The organism is Paenibacillus sepulcri, from assembly GCF_042647105.1.
GTDB classification, from domain to species: Bacteria; Bacillota; Bacilli; order Paenibacillales; family Paenibacillaceae; genus Paenibacillus_Z; species Paenibacillus_Z sepulcri.
In genome coordinates this window covers 5,450,298-5,471,868 of sequence record NZ_JBHRUP010000001.1, presented here as the reverse complement: position 1 = coordinate 5,471,868, position 21,571 = coordinate 5,450,298, and the positions used below count along the sequence as shown (strand labels likewise).

The window sequence follows — 21,571 nt, the reverse complement described above, 5'->3', positions numbered from 1 at the left end:
CAGGCTTTATGCCGTGTTCTCTGTCCCGGGTACCTGAGAGTTTAAGCGTCATAACCGCTTGCGCTCCCTCAAGTTTGCACTCTCCAGAGTTGCGTCGGATGAAGGTACTTTTACCTGAGAGATTAATCGACCGGCTGGCTGGCCTTGTCGACTTGCCCCTTCGGTGCCGGAGGGTCGTTACACCCGCCTGGTCTCTCCCTGCCATCGTCATCCGCTAATCGTTTATAGATTAATGCAGGTACATCACCATGTCAATAAATCTGACGAATATTTTTTATAAAAAAATATTTTGTTGACTCACACTCTTAAAATCTGTAAGAATATACTATGACAACCAAATAAGCGGATGATGATAAAGGGAGAGACCGCCCATCGGCAGGATGGAGGCGGCGCCGAAGGAGTAAACCTCACATGAGGTGAATCTCTCAGGCAAAAGGACATTTATCGGACGCGACTCTGGAGAGAACGCACGGCATCCTGTAAAGGAAAGGCCGGCGTCACCCAAGGGGAAAGCCGGATCTATTATTCGGGGTAACTCTCAGGTACAAAGGACAGAGCAAAAAGAAACGCAGGAAAGTAACTTCTACTTTGTGCGCCATTCTTTTTGCTTCTGTCCTTATTTGCATTGGCCTGCAATCACGAACCAAAGAGGAGTGAATGAGGATGACCGAATTAATAAGAAAAACCCCGCTATACCCGGTTTATGCCGGCTATCCGGGTATCCGCTGCATCGACTTCAGCGGATGGGAGCTTCCGGTACAGTTCTCCGGCATTCAGGCAGAACATGACGCCGTGCGGCGGCAAGCCGGGTTATTTGACGTCTCGCACATGGGTGAATTTATGATAATCGGTCAATTCGCGGAGGACTTTCTGCAGAAAATGACGACGAATGACGTGTCGAGGCTGGCAGACGGACAGGCGCAATACACGCTGATGTGCTATCCGGATGGAGGCGTGGTCGATGATTTGCTTATCTACAGGCTAACAGCGGATCAATATATGCTTGTCGTGAATGCATCCAATATCGACAAGGATTTCGAGTGGCTGAGGGAACATTTGATCGGAGACGTCATTCTGGATAATATTTCCAACAAGATGGCTTTGCTTTCCCTGCAGGGGCCTAATGCGACCGCTGTCCTTGCATCCGCAGGAATTGGAGCGGCGGTGCTCGAGCTGGCCCCCTTCCACTTCAGGAATGAGGTAACTATTGCCGGCGCAAGCACGCTTGTATCCCGAACAGGCTACACCGGCGAAGACGGCTTCGAAATCTATGTGGCAGCGGAGCGGGCAGGCGATGTCTGGCATGCTTTGATGGCTGCAGGCGAGATGCACGGACTTGTTCCTGCCGGGTTAGGAGCGCGCGATACCCTTCGCTTTGAGGCCCGCTTGCCGCTGTACGGACAGGAACTTTCGAAGACGATTACGCCGCTTGAGGCGGGCGCCGGATATTTCGTCAAGCTTGACAAGGAAATGTTCATTGGACGCGATGCGTTGCTCAGGCAAAAAAACGAAGGTCTCCGCCGCAAACTGGTCGGCATTGAAATGATCGACCGGGGAATTCCCCGCTCTCATTACCCCATCTACATGAATGACTCTCTGATTGGCGAAGTCACATCGGGAACCCAGTCCCCGACATTGAAACGCAATCTGGGTCTTGCCTTGATCGATAGTGACTATGCCTATCCCGGAACTGTGCTGTGGGTAGAAATTCGCTTCAAGCGGCTGAGGGCTGAGGTCGTCAAGACGCCATTTTATAAAAGGCATCCAAAGGAGTGATCGAAGATGACCAATATTCACCGCTATATTCCGATGACCGATCAGGACCAGACCGACATGCTGAAGACGGTCGGCGCCTCAACGACGGAGGAATTGTTCCGCGATATTCCCGAATCAATCCGATACCGTGGAGTGCTGCCTATGTCCTCCGCACTCGACGAATTTTCGCTGCTTGAGCATATGAAGGAGCTGGCCGGAAGGAGCGCCGACACGGATCGCTATAAGAGCTTCCTCGGAGCCGGCATATATGATCACCATATTCCGGTTGTCATCAACCATATGATCTCACGCTCCGAATTTTATACCGCGTACACGCCTTACCAGCCAGAGATAAGCCAGGGCGAGCTTCAGGCTATCTTCGAATTTCAATCGTATATTTGTGAACTGACCGGTATGGCTGTCGCCAACGCGAGCATGTACGACGGGGTTACTGCCCTGTCCGAAGCCGGTGCGCTGGCGGCCGGGGCGACGAAAAGAAAACAGCTCGTCATCTCACGCACCGTCCACCCTGAAGCGCGGCAAATGGTGCAAACCATGGCCAAGGGCCTGAATTTGGAGATCCTGGAGATCGGCTATGCAAATGGCGTTACTGACCTCGACGCCCTTCAGGCAGCCGTCAGCTCAAAGACGGCGGCGGTGCTCATCCAGTCGCCAAATTTTTTCGGTTCTGTCGAAGACCTCGCCGCCATTAAGCCGATTATCCATGGAGTTAAAGGGCTATTCATCGTCAGCGCCAATCCGATGTCACTTGGTCTGCTCGAGGCGCCTGGCAAGGTTGGCGCAGACATCGTCGTCGGCGATGCGCAGCCGCTAGGTATCCCGCAATCGCTCGGCGGTCCTACCTGCGGCTTTTTCGCTGTCGCGGAGCCGCTCATGCGCCGTATGCCAGGCAGGATCGTCGGTCAGACGACCGACATCGACGGCAAACGCGGCTTTGTGCTGACGCTTCAGGCACGGGAGCAGCATATCCGCCGCGAGAAGGCAACCTCCAACATCTGCTCGAACCAGGCGCTGCTCGCCCTGTGCGCTTCCATTTACTTATCGACAATGGGCAAGGAGGGCTTACGGGAAGCGGCCAACCTGAACCTGCAGAAGGCACACTATGCCGCCCAACAATTTAAGCAGCAACCCGGATACAAGCTTCCGTTCTCCACTCCATTCTTCAACGAGTTCGTTGTAAAGCTTCCGGACGGGGCGTCAGTGAAAAATATAAATCTGAAGCTCCTCGAATCCGGCTTTCTCGGCGGCTACGATTTGGGTCTCGCCTATCCGGAGCTTGAAGGGCATATGCTGGTCGCCGTCACTGAAAAACGCACTCGCACCGAAATCGACAGCTTTGTAAGCCGACTGGGGGAATCGATATGACAACGACAACGTCGGGCACCGGCGATACGAACAGGAACGAGGCGAGCCAGATGTCTGCGAAACATGAAAAATCACTTATTTTCGAGCTGAGCAAGCCGGGCCGCGCAGCCTATTCTCTCCCGCCTTGCGATGTGCCGGAAGCGGATCATATTGAATATATTCCGTCCTCGATGCTAAGGGCGGTCCCCGCGCAGCTTCCCGAAGTGTATGAGGTGGACGTCATCCGTCATTACACCGAGCTGTCCCGCCGCAACTTCGGCGTAGACAACGGCTTTTATCCGCTTGGCTCCTGTACGATGAAGTACAATCCCAAAATCAACGAGGATACAGCGCGCTTTGCCGGCTTCGCCAAGATACATCCGTATCAGCCGGAGGAAAGCATCCAGGGGGCGCTCGAGATTATGTACACGCTGCAAAATGATCTCGCTGTACTGACCGGCATGGACCAGGTGACGCTGCAGCCTGCGGCTGGCGCCCACGGCGAATGGACCGGCCTGATGATGATCCGCGCATACCACGAGAGCAGAGGCGATAAACGGACAAAGGTGATCGTTCCCGACTCGTCGCACGGAACAAATCCGGCAAGTGCGACCGTAGCAGGTTTCGAGACAGTTACGATCAAATCAAATGAACGCGGCATGGTCGATTTGGATGCTCTTCGCGCGGAAGTGGGCAGTGATACTGCAGCCCTGATGCTTACCAATCCAAACACGCTCGGCCTGTTTGAGGAGCAGATTGTGGAGATCGCGGAGATCGTTCACCAGGCGGGCGGCCTGCTCTATTACGATGGTGCAAATTCTAACGCCATTATGGGAATTACCCGTCCGGGCGATATGGGCTTTGACGTCGTGCATCTTAACCTGCATAAGACGATGAGCACGCCGCATGGCGGCGGCGGCCCCGGTTCGGGTCCCGTCGGCGTGAAGAGCATTCTTATCCCCTTCTTGCCGAAGCCGCTCGTTAGCCGCAGAGAAGACGGATCATACTTCTTTGATTACGAACGTCCCGAGTCGATTGGCCGCGTCAAAGCCTTTTACGGCAACTTCGGCATTCTAGTCCGCGCGTATACCTATATCCGGACATACGGTCCGGAAGGGCTGCGGCGTGTATCCGAATGCGCGGTTCTTAATGCCAACTATATGATGCACCGCCTTGCTTCGCATTACGAGATTCCCTATCCAGGCCTGTGCAAGCACGAGTTCGTTATGTCGGGGAGCGGCCTGAAAGCCTTCGGCGTTCGGACGCTGGACGTTGCCAAACGGCTGCTTGACTTCGGATACCACCCGCCGACCATATACTTCCCGCTTAATGTGGAGGAGTGTATTATGATTGAGCCTACCGAAACCGAGAGTAAAGAGACGCTCGATGGTTTCATTGATACCATGATCCGGATTGCTGAAGAAGCCAGGACAAACCCGGAGCTCGTCATCAACGCGCCCTATAACACGGTTGTCCGCAGACTGGACGAGACAACGGCGGCACGCAAGCCTGTTTTGAACTGTTCATGCAGCTGACAAATTAGAGGAGCATATACTCATAACACCAAGAAGAAACGGCTGAAGACGTCTTTTGGCGGCAAAGTTGGTTTCTTCCACAAAAATATCAGAAAAGTAGGTAAAATTTATACTTCCTGATAGTTAAAACAATGCCCCGCCCTCAGCGGTGTCCTCAAGGAATGAGTGAACTTCAGCCCTTGGCGATGAATGCTGTACGCGGGGCATTTTGTATGGGGGACTTCTGCGGAATCCATTGGCAATAAACAAGTAAACAGCCGCTCATCTCCCGAAGGAAACGGCGGCTTATTGATTAAAGCCTGGAGTGTATGAGGCGGTTCAAGTCCGCTCTATTGAACGCAGGACGCTGATCTCAAGCGGAGAATAATCTTCAGCATTCGCTCTGTTCAAATTCATCCGTCTGTCCAGAGGAGTGGCACGGTTGCACATGAATCGGGGTACCCCGGAATGATTCTGCGACGCGCTATGATAAAGGAACGGATGGCAGAGCAGCACATCGCCAGGAGATGCAGGCGTCTCAACCACCCGCAGATGAAACCCGTTGCTGTCCACATGCGTTTGCTCCATGAACCTTTTAATACGGTCACTACTTCCGGGCACAGCCGCTGCAGCCGTGTCGTTCGCATAAATATCAGATACCGCCGCATCACTTTCTTTTGTATCCGTCAGCTCCCTTAACCAGGGGTGAGAGCGGTTGGCTATCTGGATCGCTTCACCTGCCATAGGACCGTAGTTATGTTCTGCCAGTATATTGGCGACGACTTTATGAGAACCTTCGGCAATCAGTGTGCTTCCGCTGTGTGTGCCGATCTCCGAGAATACGCACAGCAGCAATAAGCCCTGCTCCGGACTGTCAACGTAATGCGGACGCATCATTCCGTCCCAGTGCCACCCCTTAGTCGGCACATCCCAAGGGAGGTCCGCTCCTGATGCGAAGTTGATCGGCCACCAGCCCCACTGCGTCTTGTCACCGTCCTGCCCATATATTGAGCGTTCCTTCCAACGGCCTTCTCCGACCACATCCTCAATGGCGTTGGCCAGCCTCATGGTGTTGCATACTTGAAATTCCTCTGCGTCAAACTGTTCCTTGATGTGCACCATCGGCTGATTCCAGGAAGAGCGGTCATTCTTCTTCACACCCTGCTTTTCTATCTCTGTCCATAGAAAGTCTTGCGCGGCAAGCGCCGATTTGCGCGGAAACGCCTCTTCCAGATGAACATATCCGAGTTCGATGAATTGCTCGATTTGCGATTTTGTTAACACTTTAGTTTTCATTATCCCACATCCTATCATGAATGCTGACCTCGTACTTATACTATAAAACGTCCTACCCGCATTCACTACGCAATAAAAGGATTGGATTAACGGTTTTATGACTTGTTATATCTAATTATAATTTTATCAACAATATGCCGGCATAACGAAAGAGGGAGATGTCTGGACAGCAGACAATCCCCCTCTTTTGGTTTTAGGTATTATTTAATGGAAATATCTATTTTCGATCCGGCTTCGCCGGCAAAAACAATAGAGCCGTTCTCAGGCAGTACGAATTTATGATTGCCGCTGATTACGCTGTAGTTCACGCATGTACCCTGTTCGTCATATATGGCAAACGAGCCGTGCGCAGGCATCTTCACCTGTATGGTCTTGCCGGCGGCTTTGCCGGATACCGTATACCACTTGGCAAGACCGCTCGCCGGGATCGTCGCTGTCGATTTTTTGCCCGGGTAGATCGGCTTTACGGCGGCTTCACTCGCATAGAGGCTTCCTCCGGATTCGAGGTACTCGATTCCATCCTCTTTATAGAAGGTAAAGACCTGGGTATCTCTGCCCGCCATCGTCGGAATCTGCAAGTCGCCGGCCGATGTGTTCGGACCAGTTATTTTTTGGTCCAGCACATAACCGGGCGTTTCTTGGAACAAGTCCAACTTGAGGGTCGGCAGCAGCAAATACGCAAGCGACGTATACTTCTCATCGACCAGGTAATATTTCTTGCCGCTGCGCTCCTTCCATGCTGCAGCGGATTCTTCCGTTATGCTGTTGGCTTCAAGCTTCTCGGCGGAATAGTGCGACAAGGCCGTCTGGCCAAGACCCGGCAACGAGACATATGCCCGAATCCACAGATACGTATGTCCGTTCTCCTCCTTCATGAAGCTGAGCTTCGTGTTTCCATCCGCACTCATGAACGATCCATCCGCTGTATACACATATTTCTCTGCCGGAGCCTCCGGCATTTGCACCGACGATACGGACAGTTCGCCTTCCTTGCTGATGTCTGCCTTGATCACTTGATTCGTCGCTCCGTATATTCCCGCTTCATTCATCATTTCCGCCGGCATGGCCGCTTTGACTGGAGCGCCGAACGACTTCTCAGGCTTGATTTCGGCAATGATGCCTTTTTCCTGCAGCGCTCCCAGCAGAATTTCATTCGCCAGCAGCTGGTCTATCGTGCTGGCGCCACCGGAAGAGAGAACTGCAGCCGCCATGTTATGCTCGGGAAGCACGACGAGCGAGGCATGATAGAGAATCGTGTCTCCGCCCTTCGTCAGCGCTTTAATGCCGTAATTGCCGAACGGGAACAGGTTGACGCTGTCCCATCCAAGCCCGTAATTGACAGACGTATCCGCATCCTCGGGCCACATTCCTCTCATATACTCTTCCTGTTCCATAGCGGTTACCGAATCTTCTGAGAGTATGCCTTCGGCTTGTCCGGTGAAGATTTGCGAGAAACGGACCAAATCCTCCGCCGTAGAGTAGATGCCGCCGGTTCCGATAACATTGACTGTCTCGTTCGGCAGCTGTCCCTTATATGTAGGGAAGTAGAGTCCCGCCATCCGGGATGTGTCGGGCTGATCCAGTGGGGTCTTGGTATTGGACATTCCCAGCGGCTGCGTAAAATATTGATGAATATACGAGGTGAAGTCCATGCCGCTGACCTGCTCTACCAAGAGCTCAGCTAATGTAAACCCGTCGTTGCTGTAAACCGAATACGCGCCGGGATCGGCCTTCAGCTTCTGATCCGCCAATTTCTTCAGCAGCATATCGTGCGCGTAGGTATCGTCGTCTTCAAATAAAAAAGCGTTGGTTAGCGTCGAACCGTAAAGTCCGGATGAATGATTAAGCAGCATGCGCGGCGTAATTTGCTTGTAACGCTCATCTTGCATCGTAAAGTCCGGGATATACTGAACGACAGGCATGTCCAAATCGATTTTCCCTTCGTCTACCAGCTTCATCACGGCCGCCGTTATGAACATTTTGCTTGTCGAACCGATGCCGTACATCGTGTCCTCCGTCAGCGGCTTTTTTCCTTGCTCGTCGTTGCGGCCGGACTCGCCTGAGATGACAATGCTGCCTTGATCGATAAGGGCATACTGAACGCTTGTCGTATTGTAAGTTCCAGTTAGCAGCTCGGCTTTCTCGGCAGCAGCCTTCCGCGTGGCCTCATAGTCGGGCGTATCGCTTTGACCGGCTGCCATAGCTCCCGTCGGTATCAGCAGCGACACCACAAGTGCCGTGGCGGTCATCCACAATCCTCTTTTTCGCATTAGAACCTCCTAAAATAGTAAAATAGTTTTTTTGCGATGCTTACCGTATCGACCATCCTCCTTCGAAAGCATACGCTTGGGGTAGAATCTATATTTAATACGCAAGAGCGTCCTAAAAGAGTCCATTATTTGAAGTCTCTGTAAAAATATTAATGTTGCTTCCGATAAGGTTCGATTCAAAATCACCCTATCAGACTGGTCCTCTCCCCATCCGATCATTAAGAAAGGCCAGCCAGAAATCTCTGGCTGACCTGATACTACGAAAGCTGCTTGGCTTAAATCGTCCTTTTTAATGGGCAAATTTGTCAATGCGTATTTATTCCCTCATAAACCGGGTGCATACTATCCTGCACACAAGAACAAGGCAAAACGAAATGGATTGCAAAAGAATGAGGTTGTTTTCCTCTGGCGATAGAAGCATTTTACGTGCCAATACCGTCAAGAAAATATCTGTGAGACGCATGGGGTTCCGCAGCCGCAGCAATTCCATTATTTCGAAGACCAGGATCAACGAAAAAATATCCTCTGCTACTTGGTGAAAATCATTCAGAACATCAGACGGTTGGTTTAATAATGTAAACCATTTGGTAATGAATCCGACTATACCAAGGCACAACGCAATGAGAATAAGGATGTAGATCCCAAAGTGCAGCCAGGAGGAAAGCTTATATAGAGCATCAACAGATTTTTTGTAATTCTCACGGTTCATGATTCTTTTCAACTTGATCCCTCTTCGACAGAAATGTTTTATATATTGTGCCCAAATTTTTGTATTCAATCGCCATTAACAAAGGCTGCGATACTTATTTGGATGAAAAAAATGGAAGCTTACCTGTATCATGACTTGTTTCTAGGAAGGAGAAAATCAACTTGGAGATGCGTCAAATCACAACGATCCAGGTGGCAGCAGTTCCTTCGTCAAATGTCTTTATTTAGCTATCTTGCTTCCCCCTAAACTTCCGCCGTTTAATTATCCGCGAATAAATACCACAATATTACTTAAGGAAGCCCGAAAGCAATGGCAGCAAGGTTTTTGCATTAACCATGTGGTCTTGGCCTGCAAGTTGTACGAACTTTGCTTCTGGAATTGCCTTCGTTAGTTGGCGGCCGACATCTTGTATGCTGGCGGGGCTTTTTTCGCCAACGATGATTTGTGCTGGTACAGTAACTCGAGTGGCTCGTTCAACGGGTGGCATATCCTCAGTTAGAGCAATATCATAAGCGAGGGTTGGAGCAAGTGCTTTCATAGTTCGCCAGCCAGGAAATAACGGCAATAACAAAACAAATACTTTTGGCATCCCAATACCTTTCAAAAAGGTGCTCATTGCTTGCGCTCTCTTGCCGTTATCGAGTAGTTTGTGTATGGTTTGACTTAATTGTTTGTATTCGGCCTTTTCTTTCTCGTCGTGCACATATGGCGCATCATACATAACTACCTTTTGTACTTTGCTGCCCAGTCGCAGTGCAGCCTCAAGTGCCAGCACGGCACCTGAGGAATGTCCATACAAATACGCCGTCCCGCCAGCTGCATCAATGATGGCTTCGATATCTTCGATTTCACGTTCCATAGAATATGGCAGCGTATTGCCACTATCGCCGCGTCCACGACGGTCGTAGCTGTAAACTGTGAATTCAGCGGCAAATACTTTGGCATCCTGCACTATCGGCTTAAATGAGCGAAAGCAGCTCGCTCCTGTAATGTATACGAGCACTGGTCCACTACCGTAGATATCGTACGCTAAGGTTGTGCCGTCTTTTGATTGTGTTGTTTTCATGATATCTCCTTTTTACGCCTGCGTTTTTAATTAGCGATCAGTTTCTGAAACGTATCTTCCTGAATATGGTATCAGATATCATCATCTATTCTATCAGGAGATAAGCGGGGAAATTTATTATCGATTGCTCTATTGTAAAATAACGGGTATAACTTCAACTTCAGAACCTCATAATAAGACGAATTACTTTTCCTGGACAGGTGGTACGTCTTATGCTCCCCAATATACATAAGGCTTTAAGAGAGCTCTCAAAATCGGATGATTTTCTACAGATAACCATAAGCATAAAAGATAAGCTTCTTCATTTTTCGTACTATAAAACGCTTATAAACCATGAACAATTTCACCATGATTTACTCTCTTTCTTTCAAATATCGAGTTGTGAAATCAATAATTTGCATGATCTAAAAGCCTTGATTCCCATTGAAGGAATCAAGGCTTCTTCAGACCTCGAAGAAATTTTACAAAGGTTGGCTCGCGGTTCAATCTTTCTTCAAATGGAACCCCATCTGAATGAAGGTCTAATAGTGGACATCGCGGATTTAAAACGGGGCCATCGTGGTTATAATGATACCGAAAATGAATACAGCGTAATCGGTCCAAAGATCGGATTTGTCGAAAATATAGATATCAATATGACTTTACTTCGAAGAGCGCTTGTAACCGAAAAACTTATATTTGAGGAACTCATCGTTGGTTCGATTTCAAAAACGAGAATCGTTATCGTTTATTTGGAGGGTATTACCAATCCACAACATGTAAATACGGCAAGGCAGAGGCTCTTGGACCTTGATTTTGACGTGGTTTTTGACAGTTCTCTTCTGGAACAACTTATCACAGACAATTCGAATTCTCCCTTCCCGTTATTTTTGTCCACTGAACGACTGGACAGAATCATGTATTGTTTGATAAACGGGGAAGTATCCCTTCTATGTGACGGTTCTCCTGCTGTACTTTCGGGACCCGTCAACTTATTTAGCTTTATAGCTTCTGGCGAAGATTACTATTTGCCGTGGATTTTGGGTTCATTCTTTCGTCTCATTCGTTATTTTGGGATTTTGTTTTCAATGCTGGCTACTTCCTTTTATGTTGCGATTCTTACTTTTCACTACACAATCATTCCCAGGGATCTTTTAGGCCCGATTATCGAATCCAGAACAAACGTTCCCTTCCCTCCTTTACTGGAAGTCCTATTATTGGAAATAGTCATCGAGTTGCTGCGCGAAGCCGGGTCCAGATTGCCTACAAAAGTCAGTCAAACGTTGGGCATTGTAGGGGGTATCGTACTTGGGCAAGCAGCGGTGCAAGCTGGTTTAACCAGTAATATTTTGCTCATCATCGTTGCTCTTTCGGCATTGGCTTCCTTTACCACGCCTGCCTTTAAAATGTCCAACACGATACGGTTTTTGCGTTTTCCCTTGATTGTCTTAGCATCCTTGTGGGGCGGTTTAGGCATAATGATTGGGTTAATGTTTATTTTAGGCCATTTATTGCGATTGAAATCGTTGGGTACGCCGTATATCGTGCCCCTGTTCCCTTTTCGCCACAAAGGCTTCAGCGACAGTATCATCCGCTCTTCCTTCACTCTTACTTCTAAACGATTTTTATTTACGCGTCCGCTCTCGGCAAAAAGATATTCCGTACAAAAAAATCAAGATGTCGGCGACGACTATAATAATGAATAGTGTTGTGCGGATAGGAGGATGAAATCATGAAAGGGCATATCCTGGCTCTCTTCTGCTGCTGCCTGTTATCCGGCTGCGCTCAAGTGAGGATAATCGACCGGATTAATATCATCCAAAGCATGGGAGTAGACATCGAAGGAGAGACGTATAAGATGAGCGCTTCTTATCCTACGTATATAAAAGCTTCCCGGAAACAATTCGTATCGCCGTTAACCGCGGAGTCGAAAATCATTTACGGGATTTTCACAGCTATAGCTGCCAAGTCTTCACAGCCTATCGAAATCGGTCAAATGCGCACATTGGTCATTAGCGAAAAATTCGCAAGAGGAGCCATCGCTGAGCTTGCCGACATCATCAATCGGGAATCCATTAAAAGCAGCAATGCTACCATTGTTATCACAAAACAAAAGGCAAGCTCGATAATATCCGAAAGCTTAAAGAAACCACCCTTTTTCTTGTCAGAGCTGATCGAACAAAACATGTACCATGGGAATACGCCGATGACAAATTATCATTCATTCGTTAATCAGTATTATGGAGAAGGCCAGGATATTTATTTACCTGTCATCAATATAGATAAGGGCTTACTGCATATGGATGGTGTCGGTGTCTTTAAAGGAGAAGAATTGAAGCTTTGGTTAACCAACGAAGAAGGATTATATTTAAAGCTTCTTAAAGACAAAGCCCTGAGAGGCGAATATGATTTCAAGACCGGTCCAAAAGAGATGTATTCCTTTATCATTCTGCACGGAAAGAGAAAAATAGCCATCGCGCAAAACGGAAAGGCAACGATATCCCTTAAATTAACCATAGTGCCCAGACAATTTCCGAAAAAAATAAACATTCAGAAAAAGGACGATTTTCATGAAGTAAAGACGCAAATCGAAGAAAAATTCGCTTCGGAAATTAAAACGATGCTAATCCATTTACAAAAGAACAACGTCGATCCTATCGGCTTCGGAGAGCAATACAGGAGGCAGCATAGAACGTACAGCGAGAACGGATTTAATGAAACAATCTACCCTAATCTGGATTTTGAAGTGAAGACGAAGATTATTATTTTACACTCAGGGGTTGGTCATTAGTGCAGAATCGGGTAAAGGAAAATTACACGATTTCCGGATACTTTGTATTTTTCTTAATCGGCGTTTCCCAAACTGCCGCTAACATTCTAAATTTTCAAAGTCTTGTCCTTGATGATGCCGGTCAAGATGCCTGGATATCGATTATCCTCATGGGTTTGAGCCTGCATCTAATCATCTGGATGGTTTATAAGATGCTCGGCAATCCGGCTAAAGATGTAATTGACTTGCATCGAAAGATCCTCGGCAGCTTCATGGGCAATGCCGTTTCTCTGCTATTAGTCGGATACTATTTCATAATGGCTCTATTTTACTTCCGATCTTACATTGAAATCATTCAAGTGTGGGTATTTCCAACCGTTAGAACATGGGCTTTGGCCGGGCTCTTAATTTGCATCATTTATTATGTCGTATCCGGCGGGTTCAGGGTTGTTGCCGGGTTTAGCTTTTTCGGGGCTTTGATCCCCTTACTCTTTTTGCTTTACTTCCCGATGCGACAAGGCAATCTCCATAATTTATTGCCTTTACTCAATCATTCTTTTCTTGATTTGCTTAAAGGATCTAAATCCTCCAGTTTCATTTTCTTCGGACTTGAAACTTTGCTTATTTACTTCCCTTTCTTGAAATCACCCGAAAAAAACGTAAAATGGGCTCATTTCGCCTTGCTTTTCACTACCTTCAAACATACGGCTATAATCATTGCAACCCTGATGTTTTTTAGTCAAGGACTGCTGAAACATACGATATGGCCAACCTTGGCGATGACAAAAATCGCTGAGTTATCCTTTATTGCAAGGTTCGAAAATCTTTTTATTTTTTTGTGGCTTTTTGTTATCATCCCGACGGTTTGTATCCCTATATGGTGCTGTACAAGAATTATGAAAAGAGTTGCTACGCTTAAACCCCGGCTGACTCTACCCGTTATACTGGCAACCCTTCTCATCGCCGCGCTTACATTCAAAGAACAAACGCAGATCGGGGCATTAGAAAAAATCATAAATGAGTTAGGATTTTATTTCATCTTTGCCTATATCCCGTTACTATTTATAATCAGTCGCGTTGCATCAAACTCCAAATCCGATGTTGTCAAATAATTCAGAAACTGATTTATTGTGCCGCTGCCAAAAGGTTATATTTCATTATCCTGCCCGCTTAACGCAATGAGGCTGCTGTTTTATCCGGCAGCCTCATTCTGGTGGTTTATTGAGTTCTTGTACCCGTTAGTTGAGCCCTAAGAACTTAGAAATGGATACAATTTAGCTTTCATGGGGTGCATACTCCAAATGGTGCATTGGAGAATCGCAATGCGGTTATTAGCTCATCTTCGAAGATTTCGCCGTTGTCACGGAAGCCAAAGCTTTCATAAAGCTTTTTGGCGGCCACGTTATCAGCCTTATAAGAAATCCAGCAGTAATGCGCAGGCCCTGCCGGAAAGGTGCGGATAAATTCCAAAATTTTTTTCATGGCTTCCCGACCATAGCCCCTGTTCTGGTATTGCTTGTCAATCATCAGTCGCAGGATGCAATAGCTGTCATCTGCGATTGTCGGGCGTTCATACCCGGTGATTCTATAAGTAATCATAACAAAACCGACCGGCTGTTCATCCGCGTAAATGGCAAACGGAAATGGATGTCCCCCATTGGTTGCAAGGACATAACACGAAGCCACGCTTGACAGATTGGACGCAACGAAGCGGCGTTGATCTTCTGAGACTTCCAGGTTGAATATGGAACGTCGATTTTCCAGCGTGATTTTTCTGAGTGTAATCATACAGCTTCTCCTTCTCTGGTAAAATGTCATATGGCTCTATGTTTAATCTCCCTTATCGTTTTTGCGCCGCGGTCGCTTAATTAACATACAATTTATGCAAAAAAAGTAATAGACTTATGTTGAATTTTTTTATATACTAGTATGTATCTATGGCTTTTTTAGGGATCATCCTTTATTTGGCATTATTGGTTAAACCGGCACATAATTGTGCCGGTTTTATTTTTTCGTTAACGTTAACTGCCCTTACTTCAATAAACGAAAAAGGAGCTGCCGCGTGGCTAGCTCCTCATTAACGTGCCCAGTTAGCTATTGTTTCGAAAAAACCAGCCCCTTCACAGGACTGGTTCGCCGCGCTATCGTGATCTGTTAGTTAAACACCCCCCGTTCACTTGGCCATAAGAACGGATACCTCTAGCCGCTAAACCTATCATACTAGTTCAAAGCGTTCAAAATTTCAGTCCGGGCATCGAGCGATGAAAACGAATTCCAACCCAGGACGATCCGGTGCATCTCGAATATCTTCGACTGGTAAGTCCGCAGCAGCCAAAGAATCAATAATCTCGGACTGACTCCGGAACCTCAGTGTCGAGTCCGAGGTCAGTTCCGTCCCGTCACTATGAAAAATGAACGTGTGCCGGAACGTAACTAGCGGTAATTGCACACTAACGAGATCAGTCCACGTCTCGACCCTTCCGATTTCAGGTGCTTCAGTCACCTGATGGGACTGCTCACGATTCCAGTTCTTCCATGCTTCCATTGCAGGGTCCCGGACCTCGAAGACAAGCCGTCCACCTGGTCGTATAGCCTCTCGGCAAGCACGGAGAGTTGATATCCACTCTTTGTCAGTTACAAAGACTTGGGCGACGTTGCCGGTCATCGTGATTAGATCCACTTGCAATCCAGAAAGCATTTCCGTTGTTCCATGAAACCATTTTACTCGATCCGCATACGCCTTACAGCTTGCAATATTGAGCGAAGCAAGGGCTGGATCGACTCCAACAACCTCCTTACCAAGGGCTGCAAGGCGACAGGCAAGGTTCCCCGTTCCACAGCCAAAGTCAATCACTGATTGAGCATCGAACTCTTCTGTTAGTGCAACATAAAGGTCAAGATCCGGACGTTCTGGCGAATCAAACAAATCATAAACATCTGCAAGCCTCGGTTCTTCAAATATCTTATCGGCCATCACTGTACCTCCTAGGTTCTCGTTAGTTCTACTCCGTTATCTAGAAGCTTAGGATTTTCCAATTTCAATATTTCGTGGTGCCTTCGCCGTTATCCTGCCCGTTACTTCAACAAAACGAAAAAGGAGCCGCCGCGCGGCAAGCTTCTCACTAACGTGCTGCGTTAGTTCAATTCACAATACAGATAAACGATTTATAATATCCGGTATCTCCATTAAGTTATCACAAATTGCATCAGGTTGTGTAAAAGAATAATCCTTGCCTTTTAGAATTGTGAACATCCCAAGCTCCTTAGCAGGAATGATATCAGCCTTGAGACTATCCCCAATAAATACTGTGCGCTTACTCGATGACTTTAAGTTTTTTAAGGCCATTTGAAATATTGCAAGGTCAGGTTTTTTAATATTGACCGCACCTGATGTAATGATGTCAGTGAAATAATCTGACAATCCTAAAGCGGTAATTTTGTTCCGTTGGTAAAAGTCCCTTCCATTTGTGATTATTCCTAATTTATATCCTCGCTCCTTTAATGTTTCAAGCATCTCATGCAGTCCAGGGAATCCAACACTGTACACATGAAAATTATGATTCAAATCATCAAGCAATTCAGCGTGCAGACTCTTTTCGATATTAAAAATGTCTATTAACTTTTTATAAACTTCCTCTTTAGGCATTATAATATTGTTTAGTTCCGAGAATTTTCCCATAAATTTCGGTTTGTCCGGAATAAATCTGAATAGAGAGAACTGTTCATATTGGTAATCTGCAAAGTTTAATAGTGATTGGTCTTTATCAAGCAATGTTTGGTCTAAGTCAAAGATGACTGTATCAATTTTATTTATAACAATATCACCCCATACCGCTTTTTTATTTGGATGCTGCCCGTTAGCCACCCATGCCCCTCTCGGGGCACCACAGAGTAATGAAAATTTTGGTGCGGCGTTTTATACTATATTTACGGCTGGTGAGGAAGGTCGTTACGCTATGGTGTCACGAACCCATCCGTTAGTCTGACTACGACGATCACGGTGCACCACGGTATGTCGCTCCTTTTGGGAAGCACGCGGGGTAGAGTAATCCTTTTCTGGTTGTTGCACCAGTCCTCAACTTTCATTGCCGTAGAAAGGTGAATGTTATGGATGTCCTGATCGAACGCGCTTGTGGTTTGGATGTTCACAAGAAGTCCATCACTGCTTGTGTTTTGACGCCCGAAGGAAAGGAGATTAAGACGTTTCGTACACATACGGTTTTCCTGCTCGACTTGATCGACTGGATCAAGCAGTATCGCTGTACACACGTGGCCATGGAGAGTACCGGCGTTTTCTGGAAACCCGTCGTCAACCTGCTTGAAGCCGAGGAGATTCCGTTTCTCGTCGTTAACGCCCAACACATCAAGGCAGTCCCCGGCAGGAAGACGGACGTGAAAGATGCGGAGTGGATTTGCAATCTGCTGCGACATGGTCTGCTGAAGCCTAGTTATATTCCTGACCGTAACCAACGCGAACTTCGCGAATTAGTCCGTTACCGTCGCAGCCTCATTCAGGAACGCTCCCGCGAACATAACCGGGTCCAAAAGGTCTTGGAAGGCGCCAATATGAAGCTCGCTGCTGTTGTCTCCGACATGATGGGCGTGAGCAGCCGCGATAGGATGGGTGCCATGATCGAGGGAGAAGAAGATCCCGAAAAGCTGGCAGCTTTCGCGCGACGAACACTGAAGAAAAAGAAGGAAGAGTTGGAATTGGCCTTACGCGGCAACATGAGTGCCCACCAGCGGATCATGCTGAAAACCATGCTCACTCACGTCGATTTTTTGAATGAGCAGATTCTCGAACTGGATACGGAGGTAGCCAAACGGCTCGACCCTTTTCAGCAAGACATTGAACGGCTGGATACGATTCCAGGGATCGGCCGGCGTACCGCCGAACAAATCTTAGCCGAAGTTGGGACTGACGTCGCTTCACGCTTCCCATCTGCCGCTCATCTCTGTTCGTGGGCTGGCCTCGTTCCAGGGCAAAATGAAAGTGCCGGAAAACGTAAATCCTCGAAAACTCGCAAAGGCAACAAATATCTCCGAGCGGCACTGATCGAAGTCGCCCACTCCGTATGCAGATCTGACAACTACCTGGGAGCCCAGTACCGGCGCATCGCCGCCCGAAAAGGGAGACACCGAGCAGCCGTAGCTGTTGCGCACTCGATCATGATCATTGCTTACCATCTCCTTGCGCGCAAAGAGGATTACAAAGATTTAGGCAGTCATTACTTTGAACAGCGACAGCAAGATGCGATTGTTAGACAAGCCGTACGAAAGCTCGAGAATCTTGGTTTTCAAGTCGCTCTTTCTAATTCGGAGGCCTCTTAACTTCCTATTGTTTCATACATTCCTAAGAAGCACAGCTTTTAAAAACCATCAAAGCTGGGCTTAGCTTCATGCTGCCATTTTTGGGTTTATGCTAAGAGTAATTTTCGGGGTAGCGCAGCTGCCGATCTTCAATTTCTACTTGATGAGATCAAAGGTTTATAAGAAAATAATCTTCATAATTTTCTAAATAAAAATCAGCACCACCCGTTTTATTTTGAAATGAACATGTCTTTATGCCAAGAGTTTTAGCTGGTAGAATATCTATTTCACGGTCTCCAATAACCAGGTCTATATTGTATTTATTATGTAAGTATATATAGGACTCGGGATCCGGCTTCCTTGAAAACCCATCGTCACCTGCTACTAGTTCTTTAAAATATCCCGCCATATTGTAATAGTTCAATATATTCATTACTTCTAATCGTGGTTTATGGGTCATGATTACATTTGCATTGGCGGATTTCAGGATATTCTCTACATTTGGAAATGGCGGGGTTTTCTTTGGATGAAGGCTTGATTCCATAATAAACATTTCTTTCACCTGTTGGTCTGAGAGATTAAAATGACTTGCGGCATGACTAAATGAAACCTTTAATTGTGATAAAATTTCTTGCCTGGTAACCGAACCACGCAATGCTTCGTAAAATATGTCTGAATAGGCTGGATAGGTATCAAACAATGTTCCATCAAAATCCCATAGTATATTCATAATGATGATCCTTTCTTCCAGACATATATCGGGTTTAAACCAGCCTGCCCGTTAGCTGACATGAAGGTGGCCGACTGTTCTGGGTGGCTGCCTTCATGTCCGATTGAACTAGCGTTCCCCGTTTAGCTTAACTGACTAACCGTATGCAGGAGTCTGTTCCCTTCTCTAACTGGAAACCGGAAACTCGCGTCCTCGTGCCGGAATGGCCAAGGTCTAACGCCTTCTGTGCGCAAGCAGCTCAGTTATCCAGTTGCCGGAGGAATTCGAGTACACGCTGCAACAGCAGCGCCGTCGCTTCAGCGTCATACGACGACAAACTACTGTCGGCGAAGTAGTGTTGATCGCCCGGGTACAAAAAGAGCTCGGCATGATTGGCTGACGCCACGAGCTCATGTGCCGCCTCAATGTCGCCCTCGTCTACGAAATAGGGATCAGCGTCCATGCCGTGAATTTGTACCGGCAGATCCGCTGGCCAGGGGGAGCCGAACATAGAGGTCGGAACGCAGGAGTAAAAGAATAACGCGCCACGGGCATCTTCACGGGTCTGGGCGAGCTTCTGGGCTGCCAATACACCGAGTGAAAACCCCGCATAGACAATCTCACGCGGTAACTCACTGGCCACACGCGCACCGCGCTCCATAATCTCTTCGAACCCAATCTCCTTGACATAGGCCATGCCGTCCTCGATAGTGGTAAACGAGTGCCCCTCGAAAAGGTCAGGCACGTGTACAGTGTGCCCACCCCCTCTAAGCTCGTCCGCGAAGGTGTGAATACCCTTTGTCAGTCCCATTGCGTGGTGAAATAGAAGAACCTCAGCCATTTCTTTTCTCCTCCCATGTGGATTATTATGAAATTGCGCCTCTTACTCTTCATAGATTTCGACCTTTTATTGTCGTTAACCTGCCCGCTAATTGAACAAAGACAACCTATTCGAAAAGGCTTGATTTGTTGCCTTTATTATACAGAGAAGAGGCACAACTTTCTCAAAAGCTTGAGGAAGTTGTGCCTCTTTCATGATAAGGACCTTTTCAGCGGCCTCGATCAGGGCAGCATCTCTTTGTAAGGTACATGTTATCATTATTGATAGTCAGGCTTCCGTCGTTTTGGGCAATATTGTCGATATCCGTCCCAACTTCCCCAGATACAACCTTTACAACGATTGGTTGTCTTTTTATAATTACCTCGAAGCTTGACCAAACCATCCGCTTTCTTCCCCTTTACTATCTACCTTGATTTATCTAAAACAACATCCCGACATGCGGCGCTATTCTTTGATTTTCCCCTTATTCTAGCAATCCGAGCTTATTATAAATCTTTATCGACACCACGCCATCCTGTGCCATATGGTGGTCTTGTTGAAATCTTTTTACGGCCCTGGCTGTATCCGAGCGAAATTTTCCATTACATATCCCTTTGTAGTATCCGGCACTTTTCAAACGGGACTGAATTAACTGGACATCTCCGCCGACGTCATTCTCCGCAAGCTTCCTCGGTTCATGACCCGGGTCTCCCAGTACATGTCCGTAAATGGTTACTTTTGTTCCAAGTGGAATCATCTCGAATAATTCAATAACTGAAGTTAGACTGAGTAGTAGACACAGATTATACTAGATTCAAATAGATGAGCGGAGGACACTGTGTCTATGAAACAGATCAAGTATGATGAAGCGTACAAGAAGCAAACAGTTAAATATATAAAGGAGAGTGGGAAGTCGGTAGCAGAGATCGGTCGCGAGTTGAAGATTAATGCAAATACATTATATGGCTGGGAGAAAAGGTATGGCAGTGAGCCGGAAATCGTTGCTGTACAAGCCCTAGTCCCAGAAGATCAGAGAATAAAAGAGATGCAAAAATACATTCGTGATCTTCAAGAGGAGAACGAAATCTTAAAAAAGGCGATGCACTTCTTTGCGAAAGACCGTCGGTAAGATATACGTTCATCCACGAACACCGCTCCGAGTACCGATTGGAGAAGATGTGCTGCATAATGAAAGTCTCTCGTAGCGGCTATTACAAATGGCTAGGGCGCCCTGAGAGTGAACGTAAGCGTCAGCACAAGGAATGGACGGAACAAATCAAGGAAGTATACGATGAGAATAGGCAACTTTATGGAAGCCCGAAAATCACCGAACGGTTGCATCAACAGGGTGTCAAAATCTCTCGTCGTACCGTTACTCGTATCATGAAGGAGAATGGAATACGGTCCAAGACCGTAAAGAAATACAAAGCGACAACCAATTCTAAGCACTCCCTACCGGTTCAAGAAAATGTAATGAACCAAGAGTTTACTGCAAGTAAACCGAATGAGAAGTGGGTTACAGATATTACATATATCCCCACTGATGAGGGTTGGCTTTATTTGGCGAGCGTACTCGATCTATACTCACGTAAGATTGTCGGCTGGCACATGAGTGAACGGATGACGAAAGAGCTTGTACTACAGGCATTGAGACAGGCCCACGGTCGTCAACAGCCAAGTACAGGATTGTTGCACCACTCGGATCGCGGAAGTCAGTACGCATCCCATGATTACCAGAAGCAACTCAACACATATGAAATGACCGGTAGCATGAGTCGCAAGGGAAACTGTTACGATAACGCCTGCATCGAGTCATTTCACAGCGTTCTAAAGAAAGAACTGATTTATCTCAATAAATACCAAACGCGCGAAGAAGCGAAAAAGAGTATCTTTGAATACATCGAAGTTTTTTACAACAACCAACGTATCCATTCTACGATAGGGTATAACACGCCTTCTGACTACGAACGTATGTACCCCGGTCAGGCAGCGTAAGAAAAAAATCTGT

At 47.1% G+C, this 21,571-nt stretch carries 16 protein-coding genes, 1 pseudogene and 3 riboswitches; of the genes and pseudogenes, 8 read left to right on the top strand and 9 right to left on the bottom strand.

The genetic code is table 11. From position 1 onward, the window contains the following. Nucleotides 1-92: 92 nt before the first annotated feature. Nucleotides 93-211, bottom strand: a riboswitch (glycine riboswitch). Between the two features lie 135 nt (nt 212-346). Then, nucleotides 347-451, top strand: a riboswitch (glycine riboswitch). A gap of 3 nt (nt 452-454) precedes the next feature. Continuing rightward, nucleotides 455-557: riboswitch (glycine riboswitch) on the top strand. Nucleotides 558-663: 106 nt separating this feature from the next. The 3 genes from gcvT to gcvPB are packed head-to-tail and all read left to right on the top strand — an operon-like array spanning nt 664 to nt 4,655. Further along, complete coding sequence (gene gcvT, locus ACFOLF_RS24060; protein WP_210044802.1) at nt 664-1,776, top strand: glycine cleavage system aminomethyltransferase GcvT; 1,113 nt, start codon at nt 664-666, stop codon at nt 1,774-1,776. A gap of 6 nt (nt 1,777-1,782) precedes the next feature. Further along, nucleotides 1,783-3,141, top strand: a complete 1,359-nt coding sequence (gene gcvPA, locus ACFOLF_RS24055; protein WP_210044801.1) for an aminomethyl-transferring glycine dehydrogenase subunit GcvPA — start codon at nt 1,783-1,785, stop codon at nt 3,139-3,141. Nucleotides 3,142-3,191: 50 nt separating this feature from the next. After that, nucleotides 3,192-4,655 carry an aminomethyl-transferring glycine dehydrogenase subunit GcvPB gene (gene gcvPB, locus ACFOLF_RS24050; RefSeq protein ID WP_210044939.1) on the top strand — a complete coding sequence of 488 codons (1,464 nt, stop codon included), beginning with the start codon at nt 3,192-3,194 and terminating at the stop codon, nt 4,653-4,655. 318 nt (nt 4,656-4,973) lie between these two features. On the opposite strand, the gene ACFOLF_RS24045 is transcribed toward gcvPB, so the two are convergent. From ACFOLF_RS24045 to ACFOLF_RS24035, 3 genes are all read right to left on the bottom strand, one after another. Further along, a complete protein-coding gene (locus ACFOLF_RS24045; RefSeq protein WP_210044800.1) occupies nt 4,974-5,930 on the bottom strand; it encodes a phytanoyl-CoA dioxygenase family protein in 957 nt (318 codons plus the stop codon). A 200-nt stretch (nt 5,931-6,130) separates the two neighbouring features. Then, entirely contained in the window at nt 6,131-8,200 is a 2,070-nt protein-coding gene (locus tag ACFOLF_RS24040; protein ID WP_210044799.1) for a serine hydrolase domain-containing protein, read from the bottom strand. A gap of 995 nt (nt 8,201-9,195) precedes the next feature. Next, nucleotides 9,196-9,975 carry an alpha/beta fold hydrolase gene (locus tag ACFOLF_RS24035; RefSeq protein ID WP_210044798.1) on the bottom strand — a complete coding sequence of 260 codons (780 nt, stop codon included), beginning with the start codon at nt 9,973-9,975 and terminating at the stop codon, nt 9,196-9,198. 212 nt (nt 9,976-10,187) lie between these two features. On the opposite strand from ACFOLF_RS24035, the gene ACFOLF_RS24030 reads away from it, so the two are divergent. The 3 genes from ACFOLF_RS24030 to ACFOLF_RS24020 are packed head-to-tail and all read left to right on the top strand — an operon-like array spanning nt 10,188 to nt 13,836. Continuing rightward, entirely contained in the window at nt 10,188-11,660 is a 1,473-nt protein-coding gene (locus ACFOLF_RS24030; protein ID WP_210044797.1) for a spore germination protein, read from the top strand. Between the two features lie 26 nt (nt 11,661-11,686). Next, nucleotides 11,687-12,745, top strand: a complete 1,059-nt coding sequence (locus ACFOLF_RS24025) for a Ger(x)C family spore germination protein (RefSeq protein ID WP_210044796.1) — start codon at nt 11,687-11,689, stop codon at nt 12,743-12,745. Next, nucleotides 12,745-13,836 carry a GerAB/ArcD/ProY family transporter gene (locus ACFOLF_RS24020; RefSeq protein WP_210044795.1) on the top strand — a complete coding sequence of 364 codons (1,092 nt, stop codon included), beginning with the start codon at nt 12,745-12,747 and terminating at the stop codon, nt 13,834-13,836. The genes ACFOLF_RS24025 and ACFOLF_RS24020 overlap by 1 nt, the downstream gene beginning before the upstream one ends. 169 nt (nt 13,837-14,005) lie before the next feature. Here ACFOLF_RS24020 and ACFOLF_RS24015 read toward each other — a convergent pair whose 3' ends face one another. The 3 genes from ACFOLF_RS24015 to ACFOLF_RS24005 form a co-directional block, all read right to left on the bottom strand. Further along, on the bottom strand, nt 14,006-14,512 hold the full coding sequence (locus ACFOLF_RS24015; protein WP_210044794.1) for a GNAT family N-acetyltransferase: 507 nt from the start codon (nt 14,510-14,512) through the stop codon (nt 14,006-14,008). Nucleotides 14,513-14,966: 454 nt separating this feature from the next. After that, nucleotides 14,967-15,698 (bottom strand): class I SAM-dependent methyltransferase, encoded by a 732-nt coding sequence (locus tag ACFOLF_RS24010; protein ID WP_210044793.1) that lies wholly within the window; start codon nt 15,696-15,698, stop codon nt 14,967-14,969. A 171-nt stretch (nt 15,699-15,869) separates the two neighbouring features. Next, on the bottom strand, nt 15,870-16,589 hold the full coding sequence (locus tag ACFOLF_RS24005) for an HAD family hydrolase (RefSeq protein WP_210044792.1): 720 nt from the start codon (nt 16,587-16,589) through the stop codon (nt 15,870-15,872). A gap of 242 nt (nt 16,590-16,831) precedes the next feature. Here ACFOLF_RS24005 and ACFOLF_RS24000 point away from each other — a divergent pair, with 242 nt between their 5' ends. Next, on the top strand, nt 16,832-18,055 hold the full coding sequence (locus tag ACFOLF_RS24000; protein WP_379219529.1) for an IS110 family transposase: 1,224 nt from the start codon (nt 16,832-16,834) through the stop codon (nt 18,053-18,055). Between the two features lie 148 nt (nt 18,056-18,203). Here the strand turns inward: ACFOLF_RS24000 and ACFOLF_RS23995 are convergent, their stop codons facing one another. The 3 genes and pseudogenes from ACFOLF_RS23995 to ACFOLF_RS23985 form a co-directional block, all read right to left on the bottom strand. After that, the gene (locus ACFOLF_RS23995; RefSeq protein WP_210047212.1) at nt 18,204-18,764 is read right to left on the bottom strand and encodes an HAD-IA family hydrolase; all 561 of its coding nucleotides are present in this window, start codon (nt 18,762-18,764) and stop codon (nt 18,204-18,206) included. Between the two features lie 238 nt (nt 18,765-19,002). Continuing rightward, complete coding sequence (locus ACFOLF_RS23990) at nt 19,003-19,584, bottom strand: dienelactone hydrolase family protein (protein WP_210047211.1); 582 nt, start codon at nt 19,582-19,584, stop codon at nt 19,003-19,005. Nucleotides 19,585-20,047: 463 nt separating this feature from the next. Next, nucleotides 20,048-20,341: pseudogene (locus ACFOLF_RS23985) on the bottom strand (peptidoglycan-binding domain-containing protein); the annotation flags it as partial. Between the two features lie 66 nt (nt 20,342-20,407). Between ACFOLF_RS23985 and ACFOLF_RS23980 the strand changes: the two are divergent. Further along, nucleotides 20,408-21,558, top strand: a protein-coding gene (locus ACFOLF_RS23980) for an IS3 family transposase (RefSeq protein WP_379114518.1) whose coding sequence is annotated in 2 segments (ribosomal slippage) — nt 20,408-20,660 and nt 20,660-21,558 — 1,152 coding nt in all. Because the reading frame shifts where the segments join, the coding sequence is not laid out codon by codon here. Nucleotides 21,559-21,571 lie beyond the last annotated feature (13 nt).

Coding starts and splice junctions, on each gene's coding strand:
- ACFOLF_RS24040 (WP_210044799.1), bottom strand. CDS start 8,200: ATGCGAAAAAGAGGATTGTGGATGACCGCCACGGCACTTGTGGTGTCG.
- ACFOLF_RS23995 (WP_210047212.1), bottom strand. CDS start 18,764: ATGAATATACTATGGGATTTTGATGGAACATTGTTTGATACCTATCCA.
- ACFOLF_RS24015 (WP_210044794.1), bottom strand. CDS start 14,512: ATGATTACACTCAGAAAAATCACGCTGGAAAATCGACGTTCCATATTC.
- ACFOLF_RS24025 (WP_210044796.1), top strand. CDS start 11,687: ATGAAAGGGCATATCCTGGCTCTCTTCTGCTGCTGCCTGTTATCCGGC.
- ACFOLF_RS23990 (WP_210047211.1), bottom strand. CDS start 19,584: ATGGCTGAGGTTCTTCTATTTCACCACGCAATGGGACTGACAAAGGGT.
- gcvT (WP_210044802.1), top strand. CDS start 664: ATGACCGAATTAATAAGAAAAACCCCGCTATACCCGGTTTATGCCGGC.
- ACFOLF_RS24035 (WP_210044798.1), bottom strand. CDS start 9,975: ATGAAAACAACACAATCAAAAGACGGCACAACCTTAGCGTACGATATC.
- gcvPB (WP_210044939.1), top strand. CDS start 3,192: ATGTCTGCGAAACATGAAAAATCACTTATTTTCGAGCTGAGCAAGCCG.
- gcvPA (WP_210044801.1), top strand. CDS start 1,783: ATGACCAATATTCACCGCTATATTCCGATGACCGATCAGGACCAGACC.
- ACFOLF_RS24010 (WP_210044793.1), bottom strand. CDS start 15,698: ATGGCCGATAAGATATTTGAAGAACCGAGGCTTGCAGATGTTTATGAT.
- ACFOLF_RS24000 (WP_379219529.1), top strand. CDS start 16,832: ATGGATGTCCTGATCGAACGCGCTTGTGGTTTGGATGTTCACAAGAAG.
- ACFOLF_RS24045 (WP_210044800.1), bottom strand. CDS start 5,930: ATGAAAACTAAAGTGTTAACAAAATCGCAAATCGAGCAATTCATCGAA.
- ACFOLF_RS24030 (WP_210044797.1), top strand. CDS start 10,188: ATGCTCCCCAATATACATAAGGCTTTAAGAGAGCTCTCAAAATCGGAT.